Below are 22,220 nucleotides of genomic sequence, written 5' to 3' on the forward strand. Positions count from 1 at the left end.
GTGATGATAAATGAGAGTTCAATGCCAACCGACGCCGTCACCCTCACCCGCGATCTGGTCCGCTGCGCATCGGTGACGCCGGCAGAGGGCGGTGCGCTCGGCGTGCTTGAACGCGAACTCAAGGCTGCGGGCTTCGAGGTCCATCGCGTCACCTTCAGCGAGCCGGGCGCCGACGACGTCGAGAACCTCTACGCCCGGATCGGCACCGGCGCGCCGCACATCACCTTCGCCGGCCACACCGACGTGGTGCCGCCCGGCGACGACGCGGCGTGGAGCCACGGCGCGTTCTCCGGCGACATCAAGGACGGCGTGCTATTCGGACGCGGTGCGGTCGACATGAAGGGCGCGATCGCCTGTTCGGTGGCCGCGACGCTGGATTATCTTGCAGCCAACGACGGCCAGCCCAAAGGCTCGATCTCGTTCCTCATCACCGGCGACGAAGAAGGCATTGCCGTCAACGGCACGGTGAAGTTGCTGCAATGGGCGGCAGAGCGCGGCGAAAAATTCGATCATTGCGTGCTCGGTGAACCCAGCAACGTCAACGAGCTTGGCGACTGCATCAAGATCGGCCGCCGCGGCTCGCTGTCCGGCACGCTGATCGTCGATGGTGTGCAGGGCCACGTCGCTTATCCGCACCGTGCCTCCAATCCCGTGCCCGACGTCGCAACGCTGGTCGCGGCGTTGTCCACCGAGCCGCTCGATCAGGGTACCGAACATTTCCAGCCGTCGAATCTCGAATTTACTTCGCTCGACGTCGGCAATCGCGCGTGGAACGTGATCCCTGCGCAGGCGCGCGCACGTTTCAACATCCGCCATAACGATTGCCACACACAGGACTCGCTGCGCGAGTTGATCGAGGCGCGGGTCGCGAAGGCCAGCGGTAATCGGATCAAGGCGCATATCGTGTGGGAGCCGTCCAACGCCAACGTGTTCCGCACCAAGCCCGGCGCATTCACCGACCTCGTGGTGGCGGCAATCGAGGAAGAAACCGGACGCAAGCCCGATCTCAACACCGGCGGCGGCACCTCCGACGCGCGCTTCATCACCAATTATTGCCCGGTACTGGAATTCGGCCTCGTCGGCCAGACCATGCATCAGGTGGACGAGCGCACGCCGGTGATCGATCTTGAGCGGTTGAAGAAAATCTATCGCGGCGTGCTGGACCGCTATTTTGCGTGAGCGGCGTTCTCGTTCTCACCGCGCTTGAGAGCGAGTTGAAAGCCTCGCGCGCGCCTGACGGTGTGAAAGTGATCTATACCGGCGTCGGCAAGATCAACACCGCGATGGCGACCACTGCCGCGCTCCTCGCCGGCAAGCCGCGCCTCGTCGTCAACTATGGCACCGCCGGCAAAATCGCGGAAGGTCTACATGGTCTATCGGAGGTCGCGCGCGTGATCCAGCGCGACATGATGGCGATGCCGCTGGCTCCGCGCGGTGTGACGCCGCTATGCGACGACGCGACTGTGCTGACGTCAGGCTTCGGCACCGTGGTGTGCGGCACCGGCGACAGCTTCGTCACCGCGACCGATCCATGGTTGATCGAAAACAAGGTCGATCTGGTCGACATGGAGCTGTTCGCCATCGCTCATGTCTGCAAGTCCTATGACGTGCCGTGGCGCGCGTTCAAATTCATCACCGATGACGCCAACGATTTCGCCCACGAACACTGGACCGCCAACCTGGCAAACGGCGAAGACCTGTTCTGGGATGCGCTGACCCGCGACGTTCTCGGCCGTCAGTAATCCACCCGTACCAGATAAAGCCCATCCGGCGGAGCGACGGGACCGCACGCGGCACGATCGCGCGCATCGAGCGCCGCGCGCATATCCTTCGCGCTCCACTTGCCGTGACCGACCCAGACCAGCGAGCCAACCATCGAGCGCACCTGGCTGTGCAGGAACGAGCGCGCCGAGGTGACGATGTGCACCTCATCGCCCTCCCGCGAGACGTTCAACACATCGAGCGTCTTGTCCGGCGACTTCGCCTGACATTCGGTGTCGCGGAAGGTGGTGAAGTCGTGTTTGCCGATCAGCACCTGCGCGGCCTCATGCATTGCCGCGACATCGAGCGGCCGCGCCACGCGCCAAGCCTGGTTCACGCCGAGGGCGAGGTTCGCACGGCGGTTGGCAATGCGATAGAGATAGTGCCGCCGGATCGCCGAGAACCGCGCCTCGAATGTGTCCGGCACGATCTCCGCCGACAGCACCCCGATCGGATGCGGCCGCAGATGAGCGTTCAGCGCATCCCGCACGCGATCGGCACGATAGTCCTTCGCCAGATCGATATGCGCGATCTGTGCCAGCGCGTGCACACCGGCATCGGTTCGGCCCGCTCCATGAACGCGGACATTGTCGCCGGTCATCGCCTTGACGGCCGCTTCCAGCGCGCCCTGCACCGAGGGCCCATTGTCCTGATACTGCCAGCCGCAGAACGGCGTGCCGTCATATTCGATGGTGAGCTTGTAGCGCGGCATTATCCCACCCGCGCTGGCGGCTTCAGCGGCGTACCGCGCAGGAAGTCTGGCGCCTTCATCGGCTGCTTGCCGGCGCGCTGCAGTTCGAGCACGCGAATCGCGCCCTCGCCGCAAGCGATAATGAGATCGTCGCCCAGCAATTCACCCGGCACGCCCGCGCCTTTCGCCAGTTCGCAGCGCAGGATTTTCACTCGCACTTGCTCACCCTCGATCGGCACTTCGCACCACGCACCGGGAAACGGCGACAGGCCGTGAATGTGGCGCAGCACGTCGCGCGCGGGTTTGGCCCAGTCGATCCTTGCTTCCGCCTTGTCAATCTTGGCGGCGTAGGTGACGCCCTGCTCGCACTGTCTGGTGAGTTGCAATTTGCCGCGCTCCAGCGCGCCGATCGCCCGCACCATCTGATCGGCGCCGAGCGGCGCCAGAGCATCGTGCAAATCATGCGCGGTCATGATGTCAGTAACCGGAATGCGCTCGGCCATCGCCACATCGCCGGTGTCGAGCCCGACATCCATCTTCATCACCATCACGCCGCTTTCGACATCACCGGCCATGATGGCGCGGTTGAGCGGCGCAGCACCGCGCCAGCGCGGCAGCAGCGAGGCATGAAGATTGAAACAGCCGAGCGGCACCGCCTCGAGAATGTTCTGCGGCAGGATCAGGCCATAGGCGACGACCACCGCAGCGTCGGCATTGTGGGCACGGAATTCAGCTTCGGCTTCGGGGGTTTTCAGCGTCTTCGGCGTCAACACCGGAATGTTCAGGCGCCGCGCCTCCTGCTCCACCGGCGTCACCTGCATCTTCATGCCGCGGCCCGCGGGCTTCGGCGCGCGGGTATAGACCGCCGCGATCTCGTGACCGTGAGCCACAAGTTCGAGCAGGGTCGGCACCGCGAAATCCGGCGTGCCCATGAAAATCAGACGAAGCGGCATATTGCGGATTTGTTCCTAGCAGGTTTGGTCTTCTACTCTGTCATGCCCGCGCTGTCGTGGGCATCCACGTCGTCCTGGAGTGCTGGCAAGAACGTGGATGGCCGGGTCAAGCCCGGCCATGACGATTTTGAAACACGCCGTCAGCTATTTCGCCGCGAGCTTGGCGGCCTTCTTGAATTTTTTCCCCACCATGTCGCGCTTCAGCTTCGACAGGTAATCGACGAACAGCACACCGTTGAGATGATCGATCTCATGCTGGATGCAGGTGGCGTAAAGGCCATCGGCATCCTCCTCCTGGACTTTCCCGTGAATATCCATGAAGCGCACGCGCACCCGCGCCGGCCGCTCGACCTCCTCGTAGTATTCGGGGATCGAGAGGCAGCCTTCCTCGTAGACCGAAAATTCCTCGGACGACGACAGGATTTCCGGGTTGATGAAGACACGCGGATCGCTCTCGCCTTCCTTCTTCGACAGATCCATGGTGATCAGCCGGAGCGGCTGCGCGACCTGGATCGCGGCCAGCCCGATGCCGGGCGCGTCGTACATGGTCTCGAGCATGTCGTCGGCGAGCGCGCGGATTTCCGGCGTGATCTTCTCGATGGGCTTGGAGACGAGCCGAAGCTGCGTGTCCGGCAGAATGATGATGTCGCGAATGGCCATGAAGGGCGATGTAATGGGCGCCGTTGGCGGGGTCAAATCCCTTGTCGCGCAATGCCTTCCTACCGGGCGCAATACCCGTTAACTCCGCATTAACCATAAAAATCAGTGGTTTATTAACCATATTTGTTCTTCTTTTGTTCTATTTCCTCTTCGAATCGTGCTAGATTGGCGTCATGAACGACATCCTTTTCATGATCGGCGATCTGCCGGTTCACACCGGTGCTGCCCTGATCGCCTTCGGCGCACTGTCGCTCATCCTCCTGCTCATCATTGCCATCATCATCGCCCGCTCCGGCCGACGCGGCGCCGAGACGGCGATGGCGCAGGCCATTCGTGCCGACGAACTCGAGGAGCGCTTGAGCGAAGTGCTGCGCATCCAGAACGAGGCGACAGGCCGCGTCCACGAAATGGGACAGGCGCTGGTCGGGCGGCAGGCGGAAATGGCGCGCGCCGTCAACGAGCGGCTGGATTCGGTGACTCACCGCGTCGGCCAATCGATGGAAAACACCACACGCAGCACGATGGATTCGCTGCGCGTCCTGCATGAGCGTCTCGGCATTATCGACAACGCCCACAAGAATCTCACCGACCTGACCTCGCAGGTGACGACGCTGCGCGACGTGCTGGCCAACAAGCAGTCGCGCGGCGCATTCGGGCAGGCGCGGATGGAAGCGATCGTGCAGGACGGCATGCCGAAAGGCGCGTTCGCGTTCCAGCACACGCTGTCCACCGGCAAGCGGCCAGACTGTGTGGTGTTCCTGCCCGATCAGCGGCCGCTGTGTATCGATGCGAAATTTCCGCTTGAGGCAGTCACGGCGCTTCGCGACGCGCGCTCCGACGACGAAAAGAAATACGCCACGCAACGGCTTCGTCAGGACGTGATGAAGCACGTCAGCGATATTGCCGACAAGTATCTCATTCCCGGCGAAACCCAGGACACGGCGCTGATGTTCGTGCCCTCGGAGTCCGTGTACGCCGAAATCCACGACGGCTTCGACGACGTGATCCAGAAGGCCTATCGCGCCCGTGTCGTGTTGGTGTCGCCGTCGCTTTTGATGCTTGCCATTCAGGTGATGCAGCAGATCCTGAAGGACGCGCGGATGCGCGATGCCGCCGATCAGATCCGCACCGAAGTCATGAACATGATGGGCGACGTCGAGCGGCTGCGCGATCGCGTCAGCAAACTCGGCGGCCATTTCGATCAGGTCAACGAGGATGTCCGTCAGGTGCTGATCTCTGTCAACAAGATCGGCAAACGCGCTGCCAAGATTGAGGAACTCGATTTCGAGAAGACCGATACAGCCGAGACAGCCGAGACGCCAAAGGCCAGCGCACCGGAACTGTTCGCCTCTCCCCGCAAGCTGCAGGCAGGCGAATAGCCGCAGCCAGTGGCGGCACCCACCCAAATCAGTTAGGTGGGAGCATGGCCGTCACACCCGAGCAGTCCGCGCAGCCGTCCCGCCCGTCATGGCGTGAAACGCTGGCCGTCTATCTCCAGCCACGGGTGCTGATCGTCCTGTTCCTCGGATTCTCGTCCGGGCTGCCGCTGGCGCTGTCGGGCTCGACCCTGCTGGTGTGGATGCGCGAATCCGGCGTCGATCTCGGGACCATCGGCCTGTTTGCACTGGTCGGCACGCCCTACACCCTGAAATTTCTCTGGGCGCCGCTGGTCGACGCGCTGCATGTCCCGTTTCTCACCCAGGTGCTGGGCCGCCGCCGTGGCTGGCTGGTGCTGTCGCAATTGCTGCTGATTGTCGCCATCCTGCTGCTGGCGCTCACCGATCCGGCTCGCTCGCCGTTCTACGTCGCCTGCGGCGCGCTGCTGGTAGCGGCAGCCTCGTCAACCCAGGATATCGTGGTCGATGCCTTCCGCGTCGAAAGCCTGCCGGAGAGCGAACAGGCGGCCGGCATGGCCTCCTATGTCGCGGCCTATCGCATCGGCATGCTGGTTTCCACCGCCGGCGCGCTTTTCATGGTCAGCGCGTTCGAATCCACCGGCCTGCCGCGCACCACGGCGTGGATGTGGGGCTATGTGGCGATGGCCGGGCTGGTGCTGATCGGCACGTTGACCGCGCTGCTTGCAACCGAACCGGAACAATCGCGCCGTGCCGAGGCGGCTACATCCGGCGAAAGCGCTTTCAACCGCGTGCTGACGGCGGCAATCGGTGCGTTCTCGGAATTCCTCGGCCGCAAGGATGCATGGGCGGTGCTCTCCTTCGTGGTGCTCTTCAAGTTCACCGACGCGTTCTCCGGCACCATGACTGCGCCGTTCGTGATCGATCTCGGCTTCACCCGCAACGACTATGCCGCCATCGTCAAAGGCGTCGGCCTCGCCGCAACCCTGATCGGTGGCTTCGCCGGCGGCTTTCTGGCTCGCGCCTATCCGCTCACCACCTGTCTGTGGATCGGCGGCGTGCTGCAGGCGATCGCCAACCTGTCGTTCTCGTGGCTTGCCATCGTCGGCGTCAACCAGTGGGCGCTGGCGTTCGCGATCACCGCGGAGAATTTCACCAGCGCCATCGGCACCGTGATCTTCGTCGCCTATCTGTCGGCGCTGTGCCGCAACCCACTGCACACTGCGACGCAATATGCATTGCTCACCGCACTCGCTGCCGTCGGCCGCACCTATCTGTCGTCCGGCGCGGGATATGTGGCGAAAGCGACCGGCTGGCCGTTGTTCTTCGTGATCTGTGTGCTGGTCGCGATCCCCAGCCTGTTCCTGCTCGCAAGGCTGCAGAGGCGCGGCCATTTCGACACGCTCGGGAAAACGAACTGACGCCGCTTAGCGCTTCGTCAGCAGGCTCCATTTGGAGACGATTGCATCGCTGAGTTGACCGGCCGCGTTCGAGCAGGACAGTTCTTCCGCCTTCAGCACCACGGTCTTTCCGAGGAACGGCTTCAGCACCGCCACCTCGGCGGCGTCGCTTGTGACGATCTGGAAGGTTTCGGGCCCGGTTTCGAGATTGCATAGCCCGCCGGGCGCGGGAAGGCTGCGCGGCTCGCTGGTGAGTTGATAGACCACCACGCGCTTCTTGCGCGGCCCGCTGCGCGTCGCGGTCAGTTCGCCGGACAGCACACCACCGTCTTTCAAAGGTTTCGGCTTCTGCGCCGATGCGTCGGCGGCGAACGTCACGGCCAGACAGAATGCGAGCATGACCGCAGCGACGGATCGTACCGGAACTCGAAAAGCATCGGGTAACGTGGAAAGCATCTATTCGACCTGTCGTATCGTTCAACTCGTGGATTTCAGAACAGCGTCCGCTGCCGCATCGCCGCCGACAACGTGCCTTCATCGAGATAGTCGAGTTCACCGCCGACCGGCACGCCGTGGGCAAGCCGCGTCACCTTGACGTCGGCCTCCTGCAAGAGATCGGTGATGTAGTGCGCCGTGGTCTGGCCGTCGACCGTCGCGTTCAACGCGAGGATGATTTCCGTCACCTGCGAATCAAGTGCGCGCGTCACCAGCGCATCGATCGTCAGGTCCTGAGGGCCGATGCCGTCGAGCGGCGACAGAGTAGCACCAAGCACGTGATAGCGCCCGGTGGTGGCATTGGCGCGCTCCAGCGCCCACAGATCGGCGACGTCCGCCACCACCACGATGATCGATGGATCGCGACGCGGATCGGTACAGACCGTGCAGGGGTTCTGGGTATCGATATTTCCGCAGGTGCGACAGACCTGAATTTTCTCGATCGCGACCTGCAGCGCCGACGACAGCGGCGTCATCAGCGCCTCGCGCTTCTTGATCAAATGCAGCGCCGCGCGCCGGGCCGAGCGCGGGCCAAGGCCCGGCAGCCGCGCCAGCAACTGGATCAGTTTCTCGATTTCAGGTCCGGCAACCGCAGCAGCCATACTAGCCGAGGCCCAATCCCGGCGGCAGACCGAGCCCGCCGGTCAGCGCCTGCATCTTCTCCTGCATCGCCGCTTCCGCCTTGCGGCGCGCGTCGTTATGCGCGGTGACGAGCAGGTCCTCGAGGATTTCGCGCTCCTCAACCTTGATTAGCAACGGATCGATGCTGACCGCCTTTGCTTCACCCTTCGCCGTCATGCGCACGGTGACCATACCGCCGCCGGCAACGCCCTCGACCTCAACGTGTTCGAGTTCGTCCTGCAGCGCCTTCATCTTCGATTGCAGTTGCGCCGCCTGCTTCATCATGCCGAGAAAATCAGCCATGCGGTATCCTTCTTGAATTTGTCAGAGATCGTCGTCGTTGTCGGACGGTTCGATGCCATCATCCATGGCCGCGTCGTCGGCCGGCTCGGGCGCGAGGCTGCGGACGTCGATTACCTGCGTGCCGGGGAAGCGCGCCATCACCGCCTGCACCCGCGGGTCGGCATGGACGCCGACCGTGAGCTGTTCCTTTTTCGCCTGCGCTTGCGCGCGCAGGGTCGGCTGGCCGGCGTCATTGGAAATAATCACGGTCCAGCGCCGCCCGGTCCAGAACTCGAGCTTGCGCGACAAATCGTTGACAACGGAACGCGCCGCAGTGCGCTCGAGCGCGACTTCAAGCCGCCCGTCCTCGAACCGCACCAGACGCATATCCGCTTCCAGCGCCGATTTGATCTGCAGATCGCGCTTCTCGCCGGCGAGTGCGACCAGTTCGGCAAAACTTGCAATCCGCAATTGCGGTTTGGATGACGGTTCCTGCACAGGTGCCATCATCGGCGCCCGCGCGGTCGTCTCGCCACCCGAGCGCGACATTGAAGGCGACACCATGGTGCGCGGCGGCGTCCCCTGATCGGACGCCTGCGTCATCGATGGGGCGCGCGACGATGAGCCGTTGCCATTGCCGCCGAGCGACGGCGATGCACCGCCGTTCTGCTCGATCATCCGGATCGCCTCGTCCGGCGTCGGCAAATCGGCAACATAGGCGATGCGCACCAGCACCATTTCGGCAGCAGCCTGCGGACGTGTCGCGTTTTGCACCTCGGCGATGCCCTTGAGCAGCATCTGCCACATCCGCGACAGCACCCGCATCGACAGTTTGGCAGCGAAATCGCGGCCGCGAGTGCGCTCGGTCTCGCCGAGCGCAAGGTTGTCGGCGGTCGCCGGCACCACTTTCACACGGGTGACGAAATTGACGAACTCGGCAAGATCGCTCAACACCACCACCGGATCGGCGCCGGTGTCGTACTGTTCGCGGAATTCCTTGAAAGCGCTGGCGATGTCACCCTTGGCGAGATGTTCGAACAGATCGATCACGCGGGTGCGGTCGGCCAAGCCGAGCATCTGTCGCACATCGTCGGCGCGCACCTGACCTGCAGCGTGGGCGATCGCCTGATCGAGCAGCGACAGCGAATCGCGCACCGAGCCTTCGGCTGCGCGCGCCACCAGGCCGAGCGCTTCAGACTCGATCTCGACATTTTCCTTGGCCGCGATGTTCGCCAGATGGGTCATCAGCACATCGGCATCGACGCGGCGCAGATCGAAGCGCTGGCAACGCGACAACACCGTGATCGGAACCTTGCGGATTTCAGTGGTGGCGAACACGAACTTGGCGTGTTCCGGCGGTTCCTCCAGCGTCTTGAGAAAGGCGTTGAACGCCTTCTCCGACAGCATGTGGACCTCGTCGATGATGTAAACCTTGTAGCGCGCGCTCGACGGCGCATAACGCACGCCGTCGGTGATCTGGCGCACGTCGTCGATGCCGGTGTGCGAGGCGGCGTCCATTTCCAGCACGTCGATGTGACGGCTTTCCATGATCGCCTGACAATGCACGCCGGGCGTCGGCATGTGAATGGTCGGCCCTTTGACCGAGCCGTCTGACAGTTCGTAATTGAGGGCGCGGGCCAGGATACGCGCGGTGGTGGTCTTGCCGACGCCGCGCACGCCGGTGAGAATCCAGGCCTGCGGAATCCGTCCAGCCTCGAACGAATTGGAGATGGTGCGAACCATCGCCTCCTGACCGATCAGATCCTCAAAATCGGTCGGGCGATATTTCCGCGCCAGCACCCGGTAGCCGTTGGCCGGCCCGGTCGCGCCGAGCGCGAAACCGCCCTGCTCGTCCGGGGCGGTCAAAGTCTTTCCGGAACTGTCAGCATCGGCCATCGAACGATCCGCGATTTGTCCCGTCACGCCATATTGCCGAAAGCAATAATTCGCGGATCCCGCGCCCCGGTGCGAAGCACCGGACTTAAGCGTGCTAGAGTCGGCGCCTCAGATGAAGAGGTAGGAGACTGACGAGCGACCCGATCCGGTTCTCGTTAGGGCTGCTTCCTTCCGGACCTGACCCGATTGGCGAGTGGCTCGTCCACCGCCAATCTCCCACCGTCTATTTGGGGCCAAAGGGCGCGGAAAGCAAGCGCCCGGACAGCGGCTGCGGCATTGTTATCATCCGGAAACCTTGCTGTTATCCTCATGAATCGGGGCCCGCCCGGCTCTCCACGCCGATTCCCGGCTGCGTGAAAGCCGTGGATTCCCGGCAGCACAGGCAGGCATTACGCGGGCTGCGCAAGGCTACCATGCCAGGCACGACGGGTATTGTTTCGACAATGCCGGTCTGCGAGGTTGTCGGGAACATCGAGAACAAAAATGTCTGCTGCTTCTTCCTGGACGCTCAACCCGCAGCTCGAAAAAGACACCGTCAACATCGGCGATCTGCCGCTGTCCCGGGTGCTCGTCATCAAGGATGCCAATTATCCCTGGCTGCTTCTGGTTCCGCGACGGCCCAACGCGACCGAAATCATCGACCTCGACGAGGTCGAGCAGGCGCAGTTGACGACCGAGATCAACCGCGTGGCGCGGGCACTGAGGGACATCTCCAAGCCGGACAAGCTCAACATTGCCGCTCTCGGCAATGTGGTGTCGCAACTGCACGTCCACATCATCGCCCGCCGCACCGGCGACGCCGCATGGCCGCGTCCGGTCTGGGGCGTGGTCCCGGCGCTGGACCACGACCCGCAAGAACTCGAAACCTTCATTGGCGCCCTGCGCCGCAAGATCTGGCTGACCTGACCTCATGACAACCAACGCTTCTTTTCCGCTCGGCCAGCCGGGCTTCGTTTCACATCCGATCGATCGCGCGGCCCACATCCGCACCGATTCCGACAAGCTGTTTGCACTCGAAGGTCATCGCGACGCCCGCGCCTATGTGGTGCACCGCGATTCGCTGCTGGTGAAACAGGGGCCGGACGGCACTCGCGCGCTGGTGACACTCGACGAGGCGCGAAAATTCGGCGCCAATCCCGGTACGATTTTCCTCGGGCTCAAGGACGGTGCAGCGGTGTTCGGCATGGGCATCAGCGCCGCAGCCGCCGAAGACCTGCTCGGCCGCCAGGACGTCATGATCGAAAACCTGCGCGCGCTGGCGGCGCAGGGCAAAGTGCCCGCGCATGAACTGTCGACCATCGCGATGGCAAAATCTCTGGTGTCGTGGCATCAGCGGCACGGCTTCTGCGCTAATTGCGGCGCTCGCACATCGATGTCGCAAGGCGGCTGGCGGCGCGATTGCCCCAGTTGCAAGACAGAGCACTTTCCGCGCACCGATCCCGTCGTCATCATGCTGGTCACCTCCGGCGACAAGTGCCTGCTCGGACGCCAGTCGCAATTCCCGGCCGGCATGTGGTCGTGCCTCGCGGGTTTCGTCGAAGCGGCGGAAACCATCGAAGATGCGGTGCGCCGGGAGATCCTCGAAGAGTCCAACATCCAGTGCACCGACGTTTCCTATTACATGACGCAGCCATGGCCCTATCCGTCATCGCTGATGATCGGCTGCACAGCGCGCGCCACCTCCACGGATATCATCGTCGACAGAAATGAACTCGAGGACGCACGCTGGTTCGATCGTGCGGATGTTGTCGCGATGCTGCGCAGGGATCATCCGGACGGACATACCGGCCCTCATCCGGTCGCAATCGCGCATCATCTTCTGGCGCAATGGGTTCAGGACACAGCCTGAAAACACGATTCGGGAACCCGATCCCCGCTCATCCATTGTCCTGTGAGTTGCCATCCGCCGTTCCGTCATCGGCCGAAGGAAGCAATCATGAATTTTCAGGACAAACTGCCCGCCAAGCCTCCGCGAATCCTGTGCATCGGCATGCCGGTGCGCGACCTCATTTTCCGCGTCAATGAATTGCCGGCGCGCGGCAACAAGAAACGCGCGACGCATTACAGCGAACTGAGCGGCGGCAACGCCTTCAATGCCGGCGTCGCGATCACGCGCCTCGGCGGCCGCGTCCTGATGTCAGGCCCGATGGGCGACGCGCGCGAAAAATCCAGCATGTACATGTTCGACGACATGAAGCGCGAGGGCATCGACGGCAGCGCCGTGATCCACATGCCGGGGCTGGTGACGCCGATCTCCAACATCATGATCGACCAGACCGGCGAGCGGACCATCGTGACTTATCGCGATCCGGAACTGTGGAAGGTCAAGTTGCCGAATCCCGACGAGTTGCTGGCGGACTGCGATGCCATCCTGACCGAGAGCCGCTGCGCCGAATTCGTCACCGACGTCTGCGTCGAGGCGCGTGCGCGCGGCATTCCGGTGATCCTCGATGCCGACTACATCATGTCGCTGCGTGAGGGCCTGCTGGTCGCATCCAGCCATATCGTTTTCTCCAGCGAAGCGCTGCATGCCACTGCCGGCCTCACCGACGACACCGAGGCGTTGCGCAAGATCGCCGAATTGACCCCGGCATTCCTAGCGGTGACCAATGGCGCGCAGGGCATGCTGTGGCTGGACAAGGAGCACCAACCTCACCATTTGCCGTCGTTCCCGGTCCATACCGTCGACACCTTGGGGGCTGGTGACGTGTTCCACGGCGCCTTCGCCCTGGCGGTCGCCGAGAAACAGCCGCTGGAACGCGCCATGCGCTTTTCCTCGGCGGCGGCGGCGCTCAAATGCACCCGGTTCGGCGGCGCTTTCGCCTCTCCGCAACGCACTGAAGTTGAAGCGCTTTTGCAGGAAAGCCCCGCCCTGCGGCTGGCATGACCGGTTCGCTGGAGACATTCAACTTGCGCTAGAAGTTTTTTCTATATATCAGGCTTCCTGGCCCTATTTATGGAAGAAAGTTCTTCTAATGACCGACTTAGCTGTGGCGCCCCCTGCTGAGAGCCATCGCCGCCTCGATGCCATCGACCGCAAGATCCTGACTGTCCTGCAGGATGACGCATCGCTGTCGGTTGCCGAAATCGGCGACCGGGTCGGCCTGTCCTCGACGCCGTGCTGGAAGCGGATCCAGCGTCTGGAGGCCGAAGGCATCATCCTGCGCCGGGTCGCATTGGTCGACCAGAACAAGATCGGCCTCGGCATCACGGTGTTCGTCTCGGTGGAAAGCGGCGACCATTCGGACGCCTGGCTGAAGAAATTCGCCGACGCCGTCAGCGCCATGCCAGAAGTGATGGAGTTCTATCGCATGGCCGGCGACGTCGATTACATGCTGCGCGTCGTGGTCGCGGACATGCAGAGCTACGACGTTTTCTACAAAAAGCTCATCAGCGCCGTCGCATTGAAGAACGTCACTTCGCGTTTCGCGATGGAAAAAATCAAGTCGGTCACCGCGCTCCCGGTACCCGCGGTAGCCTGACGCAGCGAAGAATTTTTCTGTTTCGGCCGATCTGGCACGCCCTTGCTCCAGGCATGGCCGCGGACGGCTGGCAGCCAGCCGGCAGCTGCGGACTTTGGCATCTCGCCCGAGGTTTTTCTGATCATCCTGATCGCCACCGCGGCCCTGGGCGTGCGTGCGCTGCCCGGCACGCAGACAAGTTTACGCAGTCTGCGACTGCTATGGCCGGTCATGACAGACCGCAGACCCTATCTCGCCTTCACTTCAGCCAAAGAACGCCGTCAGATCTTCTGATTGTACTCGCCGACTTCGGGATGAGTGCGCAGCACGCTGTCCATCGCCTCGAACATGTCGCGCATCCGCTGTTCGGACACCGGGCTTTCAACGACGACCACGAGCTCCGGCTTGTTGGACGACGCGCGCACCAGACCCCAGCTGCCATCCTCGCAGGTGACGCGAACGCCATTGACGGTGACAAGGTCGCGGATCGGCTGACCGGCGACCTTGCCGCCCTTCGCCTTCACATCCTCGAAATGCTTCACCACCTGCTCGACGATGCCGTATTTGGCTTCGTCCTCGCAATGCGGCGACATGGTCGGCGACGACCAGGTTTTCGGCAGCGCGTTCTTCAGGTCCGCCATTGTCTTGCCCGAGGCACGATCGAGCATTTCGCAAATCGCGATCGCCGACACCAGACCGTCGTCATAGCCACGCCCCACTGGCGCATTGAAGAAGAAGTGCCCCGACTTCTCGAAGCCCGCCAGCGCCTTCAACTCGTTGGTGCGGCGCTTCATGTAGGAGTGCCCGGTCTTCCAATAGGTTGTCTTCGCGCCTTGTTTCTGCAGCACCGGATCGGTGACAAACAGACCGGTCGACTTCACGTCGACCACGAACTCGGCATTCTTGTGGATCGCCGACATGTCGCGCGCCAGCATCACGCCGACCTTGTCGGCGAAAATCTCCTCGCCGGTGTTATCGACCACGCCGCAGCGGTCGCCGTCGCCGTCGAAGCCGAGGCCGACATCGGCCTTGTGTTCGAGAACCGCATCGCGGATCGCGTGCAGCATCTCCATGTCTTCCGGGTTCGGATTGTACTTCGGGAAGGTGTGATCAAGCTCGGTATCCAGTGGAACCACTTCGCAACCGATCGCTTCCATTACCTTCGGCGCGAACGCGCCGGCGGTGCCGTTGCCGCAGGCAACCACGACTTTCAGCTTGCGCTTGAGCTTCGGCCGATTGGTGAGATCGGCGATGTAGCGCGCCGGGAAGTTCTCATGAAACTGGTAGCCGCCAGCCGGCTTCAGCTTGAAATCGGCATTGAGCACGATCTCTTTCAGCCGCGTCATCTCATCCGGCCCGAAGGTCAGCGGACGATTGGCGCCCATCTTGACGCCGGTCCAGCCGTTGTCGTTGTGCGAGGCGGTGACCATCGCGACGCACGGCACGTCAAGATCGAACTGCGCGAAATAAGCCATCGGCGTCACCGCCAGGCCGATGTCATGGACCTTGCAGCCCGAGGCCAGAAGGCCGGAGATCAGTGCGTATTTGATAGAGGCGGAATAGCCGCGAAAATCATGGGCGGTGACGATTTCCTGCTTCGCGCCCATCTCGCCGATCATGGTGCCGAGCCCCATGCCCAGCGCCTGAATTCCCATCAGGTTGATTTCCTTGCCGAACAGCCACCGCGCGTCGTATTCGCGAAAGCCGGTGGCCTTGACCATCGGCTCGGATTCGTAGGCATAGGTGTTCGGAACCAGCGCAGGTTTCGGCTTGGGAAACATTCAAATCGCCTCGTAAAAAAGAATTGGTTCAAGTTCCATCAGCTTTAGCGAATGCCATGCGCTGTGGAAAGGCGGGACCATCGGCTTTAGAGGTGAATTGCGGCAGTTTGGCAGCGCCACGCGGCATCCACCGGCAAGGAACGACATGACCGACGATCGCCTTCAGGCTCCGGCCACTCTGCGCAACCGTGATGCCATTCTCGATGTCCTGCGCGGCGTGCTGCCGCCCGTAGGCCTTGTGCTCGAAATCGCCAGCGGCTCCGGCGAGCATGTCGTGCATTTCGCTCAAGCCCTCCCCGGGCTGACCTTCCAGCCGACCGACCCCGATGCCAGCGCATTGCGCAGCATCGCAGCCTGGACTGCGGACGTCAGCGCTCCGAACATCCGCCCTCCATTGATGCTGGATGTCACCGCGAATGACTGGCCGGTAGTAGCGGCCGACGCAGTTCTGTGCATCAACATGATCCACATTTCGCCATGGGCGGCGACACTCGGCCTGCTGCGCGGCGCGGCGAAAGTGTTACCCGTTGGCGCGCCACTCTATCTGTATGGGCCGTATATCCAGACCGGTGTCGTTACCGCGCCCAGCAACGAGGCCTTCGACGCCAGCCTCAAGGCGCGCAATCCGGCATGGGGAATCCGTCATCTCGACGACGTCGCCGCGTCAGCCGGTGACGCCGGGTTTTCCGTACCGTCGATCACGACGATGCCGGCAAACAATCTGAGCGTGGTGTTTCGGCGGGAGTGAAGCACAGAGGCAGAAAAGATTCTGGAACTGTCATGGCCGGGCATAGCCGTTCGAAAAACGGCGTCGCTTTCGCTCGCCTATGTCCCGGCCATCCCAACCTCAAAACTGATGGATGGGGGTCAAGCTCGCGCATGACGACCCGGTCGGGATGCTGCTTACTGTTCGAGAATCATCTTGCCGTTGGCAAACTCGAAGCGCTTGAGCTTCGAGAGAAACGACAGACCGAGTAGATTTTCCGACAATGCCTCGTCGGGCAGGACCATGGCATCGACATCGCGCACGATCAGACCGCCGACATCGACCATCGCCAGCCGCGTGCGCGCCGCCTTGATCGTTCCATTGGCTGTGGAAACCATGGCATTGTAATCGCTGCGCGAGGGCCGCACGCCGATCCGCGCCGCGGACGTTTCATTGAGTGCGATCACTGATGCGCCGGTATCGACCATGAAGCCGATACGCTGGCCGTCGATCCGCCCGTCAGTCTGAAAATGACCCCGACGATCGCGCGGAATGACGAGATTGCGGGTGCCGGCTTGCGGTACATCCGATTGCATCGATGCGAACGCGTTCATCGATTTCGCACGCTGCGCGGCCGTGGTCTCGGCCCTGGCGTCGGTCATTCGGTCCGCCAGCTGGGCCATGGCTGTGCCGAGCACCGCCAGAATCGCCGCGACTATCATAATGCTACGCATCACGCTCACGCCCGCTCTTGATCACGCCGGTAAGTTGACCACACCGGCCTGACATCGCGGCGGCCAATGAGGCGACAAATTCGTGTTTGGGCGAAAAGGGTAAGCAAAAGGTTAATTCACGTGCCGGGCAACGACGCGCATCAGGTTCCGCGCGGTTTCACCCGCCGCGTCGGTGCAGCATTGGCGGGATCTTCCGGCCAGGGGTGCCGCGGATAGCGGCCCCGCAGATCGGATCGGACTGCGGCGTAACTGCCGTGCCAGAAACCGGGCAAATCACGCGTCACCTGCACCGGACGATGCGCCGGCGACAGCAACTCCACCACCAGCGGCAGCTTACCACGGGCAATCGAGGGATGGACGTTGAGTCCGAACAACTCCTGAAGACGAATGGCAATCTTCGGGCCTTCCTCGGCTTCATAATCAATCGGCACCGCGGTGCCGGTCGGCGCCTCGAAATGGGTCGGCGCTTCGCGATCGAGTTGCGCCCGCTGGTTCCATGGCACCAGCGCCATCAGCGCATCGGACATATCGGCAACGGAGAAGTCGGCGAGCGAGGTTTTGTCGTACAGCGCCGGCACCAGCCAATCGGTATGCGCCTCCGCAAGTCCCGTATCCGACAGATCGGGCCACTCATCAGGAGACGTCGCGCGCAAAAACATCACGCGGTCGCGCCATTGTTTCAGTGCTTTCGACCATGGCAGGCGGTCGAGACCGGCAGCGATCAGGCCATCCGCCAGTACGCGCGCTGTCTCCGCCGACGGCGTCAGCGCCAAAGTCTGTTCGGACAGCGTGATGGCGTGAAGTTTTTTCCGCCGCCGCGCACGCAGTGCCATCGCGTTGCGGTCGAACGTGATCTCGTCACGCGTCTGGATATGCGCGGCGAATTGCGTTTCGATCTCGGCTTGCGTGATCGGCGCCGCCAGCAGGATGCGGCCGGCCGCCGCGGTGCCGGTCAGTTCGGCGACGGCGATATAGGGCGCACGCGCCAGACCGGACGCCTGATCGACATTGGCTCCGCGCCCATTGGCGAGGGTGAAACTGCCCTTGCCGCGATTGCGCGCGACGCGATCGGGAAAGGCGAGCGCCAGAATCGAGCCCGTGGACAGTCCTTCCGCGCCCTGCTCTCGCACAGAACTCTTTTGCACTTGTGCAACCCAGCGCTGCGCCATTTGCCTCGCGCTCGCCCCGCGTGGCGAACGGTCGCGCCGGAATTGATCGAGCCGCGTGTCGAGATCGGCGCTGTCGCCACCAAGCCCGCGCTCGGTAAGAACCGCGGCGATCGACGCAGCCTCGTCGCCCGCTCCGAGCCGATGCGAATCCACGATCATCCGTGCCAGACGCGGCGGCAGTGCCAGCGCGCGCAGGCTTTTTCCTTCGGCAGTGATGCGACCGACATCATCGAGCGCATCGAGTTCGTGCAGCAGCGCGCGCGCCTCGGTCAACGCTGGCAGCGGCGGGGGATCGAGAAACGCCAGCGTCGCCGGATCGCTGACACCCCATTCGGCGAGATCGAGCACCAGCGACGACAGATCGGCGGACAAAATCTCCGGCCGTGTGAATGCCTCGAATGCTGCCGTCTGCGGCTCATCCCACAGCCGATAGCAGACGCCGGGCTCGGTGCGCCCGGCACGGCCGCGACGCTGATCGACCGCCGCGCGCGAGGCCCGGATGGTCTCGAGCCGCGTCAGGCCGATGTCCGGCTCATAGCGCGGCACCCGCGCCATGCCGGAATCGACGACAATGCGAACGCCTTCGATGGTCAGCGAGGTTTCGGCGATCGATGTCGCCAGCACCACTTTCCGCTGACCCTTCGGCGGCGGCGCGATGGCGCGATCCTGCACGCTGGCATCGAGCGCACCGAACAGCGGCACGATTTCGATATTCGGGTCGCTCACGCGCTCGGCGAGAAACGTCTGGGTGCGGCGGATTTCCGCCGCGCCCGGCAGGAACGCCAGCACCGACCCGGCATCTGCACGCAGAGCGTTTGCTATCGCGTCCGCCATCTGACGCTCGATCTGCACGTCGGGCTTGCGGCCGAGATAACGGGTCTCGACCGGAAAGGTGCGGCCTTCGCTCTCAACGACCGGAGCGTCACCGAGCAACTTGGCGACACGCGCGCCATCGAGCGTCGCCGACATCACCAGGATCCGCAGATCCTCGCGCAGCCCGCCTTGGGTGTCGCGCGCCAGCGCCAGACCCAGATCCGCATCCAGCGAGCGTTCGTGGAATTCGTCGAACAGCACGGCCGCGACGCCGTTCAATTCGGGATCGTCGAGAATCTGTCGCGAGAAAATTCCTTCGGTGACGACTTCGATCCGTGTCGCGCGCGAAACCTTCGAGCCGAAGCGCACCCGATAGCCCACCGTCTCGCCAGCCTTTTCGCCCAGCGTCTGCGCCATGCGATCGGCCGCAGCCCGTGCAGCGATCCGGCGCGGCTCCAGGACAATGATCTTCTTGCCCTGCGTCCATGGCGCATCGAGCAGCGCCAGCGGCACCCGCGTGGTCTTGCCCGCGCCCGGCGGCGCGATCAGCACGGCGCTGTTGCTGCGCGTGAGCGTCGCCGTCAGGTCCTCAAGAACCGCGTCGATGGGAAGAGGCGTGGTGAATATTGTCGTCAATGGGCACTCGCATCTTCCCCTGTCCCCTTGTGGGAGAGGTGGTTTCGAGCGCAGCGAGAAACCGGGTGAGGGGGAAGGGGCCGAGAAGCGTTCTCCCCTCACCCGTCTCGATCTCGTTTCACTCGACCTCGCCACCCTCTCCCACACGGGGAGAGGGAAGAAAAGACCCAGTTCTGAAGCAACGCCGGCGCGAGCGGGTTTTAGGCAAACTACTCGCCCCGCCCGACACTCTCATAAGTGAAGCCGTGGGCTTCCATATCCTCGCGGCGGTAGATATTTCGCAGATCGACGATCACCGGCGTCGCCATTTCGCGCTTCAGCCGGGCCAGATCGAGCGCGCGGAACTGAACCCATTCGGTGACGATGACAATGGCGTCCGCACCCTTGGCGCAGGCATAGGCATCCTCGCAATATTCGATGTCCGGCAACTCGTGCTTCGCCAGATCCATCCCGACCGGATCGTAAGCACGCACATTCGCGCCGAGATCGAGCAATCCCGTCACCAGCGGAATCGACGGCGCCTCGCGCATGTCATCGGTTTCCGGCTTGAAGGTGAGTCCCAGCACCGCAACGGTCTTGCCGCGCAGGCTACCGCCGAGCGCGGCGGAGACCTTGCGCGCCATCGCCCGCTTGCGGTTATCGTTGACGGCAAGAACCGCCTCGACGATGCGCAGCGGCACATCGTGATCGAGCGCCGTCTTCACCAGCGCACGGGTGTCCTTCGGAAAGCATGAGCCCCCGAAGCCAGGGCCGGCGTTGAGAAATTTCGAACCGATGCGGTTGTCGAGGCCGATGCCACGCGCAACTTCCTGCACGTCGGCACCGACCTTTTCCGACAGGTCCGCGATCTCGTTGATGAAGGTGATCTTGGTAGCGAGGAAAGCATTGGCCGCGTACTTGATCAGTTCGGCAGTGCGCCGCGCCGTGTACATGATCGGCGCCTGGTTGAGATACAGCGGGCGATAGACCTCGCCGAGAACTTTTCGCGCGCGTTCCTCACTGGTGCCGACCACGATGCGATCGGGATGCTTGAAGTCGCGGATCGCCGCACCCTCGCGAAGGAACTCCGGGTTGGACGCCACCGCCACATCGGCCTGCGGATTGGTCTCGCGGATGATGCGCTCGACCTCGTCGCCGGTGCCGACCGGGACGGTCGATTTGGTAACGACGACAGTGAAGCCCTTCAGCGCCGCTGCGATGTCGCGCGCCGCTGCGTGGACGTAACTCAAATCCGCATGACCGTCGCCGCGACGCGACGGCGTGCCGACAGCAATGAACACTGCGTCGGCCTCTGCAACCGGACCCGCGAGATCTGTAGTAAAATCGAGCCGCCCGGCTTTCACCGACGTTTCAACGAGGCGATCCAGATCGGGTTCGAAAATCGGAATCTCGCCGCGCATCAGCGCCGCGATCTTGCTCGCATCGGTATCGACGCAGGTCACCCGGTGACCGAAATCCGCAAAGCAGGCGCCGGATACCAGCCCCACGTAACCCGAGCCGATCATGGCAATTCGCATGCAAAAACCTGTCCTGAGTTGGTTAACGGGATGGGTGAGATTTGCGCGACTTTCGCGCGGGTCTTAGCGCGTTTCAAGGCGGAACGGAAACCGGATCATGGCGGGAATACTGGCATAACATTTGGATGAATAAAGGGGACGGAAACCCCTTCGCCCCGATAATGGGCGCAACCATCCTGAAACGGGACAGCCATGAACGGTAACGAGACAGCGACCATCGCCGCGCCGAATGCCTCTTCCGAGCGCATCGACTGGGTCGACTATGCCAAAGGCATCTGCATCATCATGGTGGTGATGATGCACTCGACGCTCGGCGTTGAACTGGCGGCCGGAAAAACCGGCTTCATGCATCATGTGGTCGAATTCGCCCGCCCATTCCGGATGCCCGACTTCTTCCTCATTTCCGGCCTGTTCCTGGCCCGCGTCATTAACCGTGACTGGCGCACTTATCTCGACCGCAAGGTGATGCATTTCGCCTACTTCTATATCCTGTGGGTGACGATCCAGTTCGCTTTCAAAGCGCCGGGCATGGCGGCCGAAGGCGGCTGGGGTCACGTCGGTGTCATGTATCTCGAATCCTTCATCGAGCCGTTCGGCACGCTATGGTTCATCTATCTGTTGCCGATCTTCTTTGTCGTCACCAAGGCAACGCTGCGTGTTCCGGCGGCAGCGATCTGGTTCGTCGGCGCTGCGCTGGAAATGTCACATATTGCCACCGGTTGGACGGTCATCGACGAGTTCGCCGCACGCTTCGTCTACTTCTATTCGGGCTATCTGTTCGCGAGCTATGTGTTCGCAATGGCGGATCGTGCCCGGGCATGGCCTCTTCTCGCGCTCGGCGGGCTGGCATTGTGGGGTATCGTCAATGCAACGCTGGTGTTCGCCGGCGTCAGCACCCTGCCCATCATCTCTCTGGCACTCGGCTTCGCGGGTGCATGCGCCATCATCACCACCGGCGTGCTGCTGGCGCGGAAGGGCTGGCTCGGTGGCCTGCGCTTCTGCGGCGAACATTCGATCGTGATCTATCTCGCCTTCTTCCTGCCGATGGCGATCACCCGCACCCTGCTGCTGAAAACCGGTATCGTCACCGATATCGGCGTGATCGCGATGATCGTCACCGCCATGGGCGTACTCGGCGCGCTGGCGATGTGGTGGGGCGCGCGGCGCGCCGGCCTGAACTTCCTGTTCGAACGGCCGGCGATGTTCTGGATCGCGCCGAACAAGCACCGCGTCGCTCTGCAGGCGGCGGAGTAGCGCATATCCCATCAGTGTCGGTGGCCGGGTCAACC

Annotated in this window: 21 protein-coding genes and 1 other RNA gene; 10 read left to right on the plus strand and 12 right to left on the minus strand. The window is 62.9% G+C overall.

The window, feature by feature from the left end:
* Positions 1 to 21: 21 nt before the first annotated feature.
* Together dapE and ASC80_RS17135 are read left to right on the plus strand one after the other, a co-directional pair.
* Positions 22 to 1,179: a succinyl-diaminopimelate desuccinylase gene (gene dapE, locus ASC80_RS17130; RefSeq protein WP_056299708.1), complete on the plus strand. Its 1,158-nt coding sequence runs from the start codon at positions 22 to 24 to the stop codon at positions 1,177 to 1,179.
* Positions 1,176 to 1,742 carry a phosphorylase family protein gene (locus ASC80_RS17135; protein WP_056299711.1) on the plus strand — a complete coding sequence of 189 codons (567 nt, stop codon included), beginning with the start codon at positions 1,176 to 1,178 and terminating at the stop codon, positions 1,740 to 1,742. Before dapE ends, ASC80_RS17135 begins: the two co-directional genes overlap by 4 nt.
* Here ASC80_RS17135 and truA read toward each other — a convergent pair.
* From truA to def, 3 genes are all read right to left on the minus strand, one after another.
* A complete protein-coding gene (gene truA, locus ASC80_RS17140; RefSeq protein ID WP_056299713.1) occupies positions 1,736 to 2,473 on the minus strand; it encodes a tRNA pseudouridine(38-40) synthase TruA in 738 nt (245 codons plus the stop codon). The genes ASC80_RS17135 and truA overlap by 7 nt on opposite strands.
* A complete protein-coding gene (gene fmt / locus ASC80_RS17145; protein ID WP_056299715.1) occupies positions 2,473 to 3,405 on the minus strand; it encodes a methionyl-tRNA formyltransferase in 933 nt (310 codons plus the stop codon). The genes truA and fmt overlap by 1 nt, the downstream gene beginning before the upstream one ends.
* A gap of 144 nt (positions 3,406 to 3,549) precedes the next feature.
* Positions 3,550 to 4,065, minus strand: a complete 516-nt coding sequence (gene def, locus ASC80_RS17150) for a peptide deformylase (RefSeq protein WP_056299717.1) — start codon at positions 4,063 to 4,065, stop codon at positions 3,550 to 3,552.
* Between the two features lie 173 nt (positions 4,066 to 4,238).
* Between def and ASC80_RS17155 the strand changes: the two genes are divergently transcribed.
* Both ASC80_RS17155 and ASC80_RS17160 read left to right on the plus strand, forming a co-directional pair.
* Positions 4,239 to 5,444, plus strand: a complete 1,206-nt coding sequence (locus ASC80_RS17155; protein WP_056299720.1) for a DNA recombination protein RmuC — start codon at positions 4,239 to 4,241, stop codon at positions 5,442 to 5,444.
* Positions 5,445 to 5,488: 44 nt separating this feature from the next.
* On the plus strand, positions 5,489 to 6,841 hold the full coding sequence (locus ASC80_RS17160) for an AmpG family muropeptide MFS transporter (protein ID WP_056299722.1): 1,353 nt from the start codon (positions 5,489 to 5,491) through the stop codon (positions 6,839 to 6,841).
* A gap of 6 nt (positions 6,842 to 6,847) precedes the next feature.
* On the opposite strand, the gene ASC80_RS17165 is transcribed toward ASC80_RS17160, so the two are convergent.
* From ASC80_RS17165 to ffs, 5 genes are all read right to left on the minus strand, one after another.
* A complete protein-coding gene (locus ASC80_RS17165; RefSeq protein ID WP_200941214.1) occupies positions 6,848 to 7,219 on the minus strand; it encodes a hypothetical protein in 372 nt (123 codons plus the stop codon).
* Between the two features lie 92 nt (positions 7,220 to 7,311).
* Positions 7,312 to 7,917, minus strand: a complete 606-nt coding sequence (gene recR / locus ASC80_RS17170) for a recombination mediator RecR (RefSeq protein ID WP_056299728.1) — start codon at positions 7,915 to 7,917, stop codon at positions 7,312 to 7,314.
* A gap of 1 nt (position 7,918) precedes the next feature.
* Complete coding sequence (locus tag ASC80_RS17175) at positions 7,919 to 8,239, minus strand: YbaB/EbfC family nucleoid-associated protein (RefSeq protein WP_056299730.1); 321 nt, start codon at positions 8,237 to 8,239, stop codon at positions 7,919 to 7,921.
* 21 nt (positions 8,240 to 8,260) lie between these two features.
* Positions 8,261 to 10,114 (minus strand): DNA polymerase III subunit gamma/tau, encoded by a 1,854-nt coding sequence (locus ASC80_RS17180; RefSeq protein WP_056299733.1) that lies wholly within the window; start codon positions 10,112 to 10,114, stop codon positions 8,261 to 8,263.
* 120 nt (positions 10,115 to 10,234) lie between these two features.
* An RNA gene (ffs, locus tag ASC80_RS23245) (signal recognition particle sRNA small type) lies at positions 10,235 to 10,331 on the minus strand.
* A gap of 266 nt (positions 10,332 to 10,597) precedes the next feature.
* Here ffs and ASC80_RS17185 point away from each other — a divergent pair.
* The 4 genes from ASC80_RS17185 to ASC80_RS17200 all read left to right on the plus strand — a co-directional run bounded on the left by ASC80_RS17185 (position 10,598) and on the right by ASC80_RS17200 (position 13,596).
* On the plus strand, positions 10,598 to 11,020 hold the full coding sequence (locus tag ASC80_RS17185) for an HIT domain-containing protein (protein WP_056299735.1): 423 nt from the start codon (positions 10,598 to 10,600) through the stop codon (positions 11,018 to 11,020).
* Between the two features lie 4 nt (positions 11,021 to 11,024).
* Positions 11,025 to 11,963 (plus strand): NAD(+) diphosphatase, encoded by a 939-nt coding sequence (gene nudC, locus ASC80_RS17190; protein WP_056299738.1) that lies wholly within the window; start codon positions 11,025 to 11,027, stop codon positions 11,961 to 11,963.
* An 87-nt stretch (positions 11,964 to 12,050) separates the two neighbouring features.
* A complete protein-coding gene (locus ASC80_RS17195) occupies positions 12,051 to 13,001 on the plus strand; it encodes a sugar kinase (RefSeq protein ID WP_056300918.1) in 951 nt (316 codons plus the stop codon).
* 88 nt (positions 13,002 to 13,089) lie between these two features.
* Positions 13,090 to 13,596 carry an Lrp/AsnC family transcriptional regulator gene (locus tag ASC80_RS17200; RefSeq protein WP_056299741.1) on the plus strand — a complete coding sequence of 169 codons (507 nt, stop codon included), beginning with the start codon at positions 13,090 to 13,092 and terminating at the stop codon, positions 13,594 to 13,596.
* A gap of 260 nt (positions 13,597 to 13,856) precedes the next feature.
* On the opposite strand, the gene ASC80_RS17210 is transcribed toward ASC80_RS17200, so the two are convergent.
* Positions 13,857 to 15,356, minus strand: a complete 1,500-nt coding sequence (locus ASC80_RS17210) for a phosphomannomutase/phosphoglucomutase (protein ID WP_056299745.1) — start codon at positions 15,354 to 15,356, stop codon at positions 13,857 to 13,859.
* 145 nt (positions 15,357 to 15,501) lie between these two features.
* Between ASC80_RS17210 and ASC80_RS17215 the strand changes: the two genes are divergently transcribed.
* Positions 15,502 to 16,104: a DUF938 domain-containing protein gene (locus ASC80_RS17215; RefSeq protein ID WP_056299749.1), complete on the plus strand. Its 603-nt coding sequence runs from the start codon at positions 15,502 to 15,504 to the stop codon at positions 16,102 to 16,104.
* Positions 16,105 to 16,259: 155 nt separating this feature from the next.
* Here ASC80_RS17215 and ASC80_RS17220 read toward each other — a convergent pair whose 3' ends face one another.
* The 3 genes from ASC80_RS17220 to ASC80_RS17230 all read right to left on the minus strand — a co-directional run bounded on the left by ASC80_RS17220 (position 16,260) and on the right by ASC80_RS17230 (position 20,931).
* Positions 16,260 to 16,796: a TIGR02281 family clan AA aspartic protease gene (locus ASC80_RS17220; RefSeq protein WP_056299751.1), complete on the minus strand. Its 537-nt coding sequence runs from the start codon at positions 16,794 to 16,796 to the stop codon at positions 16,260 to 16,262.
* A gap of 140 nt (positions 16,797 to 16,936) precedes the next feature.
* A complete protein-coding gene (gene hrpB, locus ASC80_RS17225) occupies positions 16,937 to 19,414 on the minus strand; it encodes an ATP-dependent helicase HrpB (RefSeq protein ID WP_056299754.1) in 2,478 nt (825 codons plus the stop codon).
* Between the two features lie 209 nt (positions 19,415 to 19,623).
* A complete protein-coding gene (locus tag ASC80_RS17230; RefSeq protein WP_056299755.1) occupies positions 19,624 to 20,931 on the minus strand; it encodes a UDP-glucose dehydrogenase family protein in 1,308 nt (435 codons plus the stop codon).
* A gap of 192 nt (positions 20,932 to 21,123) precedes the next feature.
* Between ASC80_RS17230 and ASC80_RS17235 the strand changes: the two genes are divergently transcribed.
* Positions 21,124 to 22,185: an acyltransferase family protein gene (locus ASC80_RS17235; RefSeq protein ID WP_056299757.1), complete on the plus strand. Its 1,062-nt coding sequence runs from the start codon at positions 21,124 to 21,126 to the stop codon at positions 22,183 to 22,185.
* The last annotated feature ends 35 nt before the right edge of the window (positions 22,186 to 22,220 follow it).

The organism is Afipia sp. Root123D2, assembly GCF_001425835.1.
Lineage (GTDB): Bacteria > Pseudomonadota > Alphaproteobacteria > Rhizobiales > Xanthobacteraceae > Afipia.